This is a genomic window from Streptomyces sp. B1866 (genome assembly GCF_031932565.1).
Classification (GTDB): domain Bacteria; phylum Actinomycetota; class Actinomycetes; order Streptomycetales; family Streptomycetaceae; genus Streptomyces.
The window spans coordinates 1-332 of sequence record NZ_JAVSCF010000653.1; the positions used below are offsets into that span (position 1 = coordinate 1).

General features: G+C 75.9%; 1 protein-coding gene. It reads right to left on the reverse strand.

From position 1 onward, the window contains the following. Positions 1–332 (reverse strand): hypothetical protein (locus tag RKE29_RS30640; RefSeq protein ID WP_312008936.1); only part of this gene is annotated, 332 nt, incomplete at both ends.

Below are 332 nucleotides of genomic sequence, written 5' to 3' on the forward strand. Positions count from 1 at the left end.
TCGACCACCCCGGCAGCAGGCTCACCCTCCGCCAAAGCCGTCAGACCCGCCAGCAGCTCCTCGCGATCGGAGGCCACCACCACCGCACGGCGCTCCAGCTGCGCCCGTGACACCACCGACGAGAAACCGACGTCCGCCAGCGCGAGCCGCGAATCCGCCAGCACCCGCTCGCGCAGCCGCTCCGCCTGGGCCCGCAGCGCCGCCTCGCCCCGAGCCGACACCAGCACCGGCACCACCGGCAGCGACCGGAAAGCCTCGCCCTCGACCGGCGCCCCGTCCTCGGACGGCGTCGCCTCCTCCTCGGCGGGCGCCTCCTCCAGCACCACGTGGGC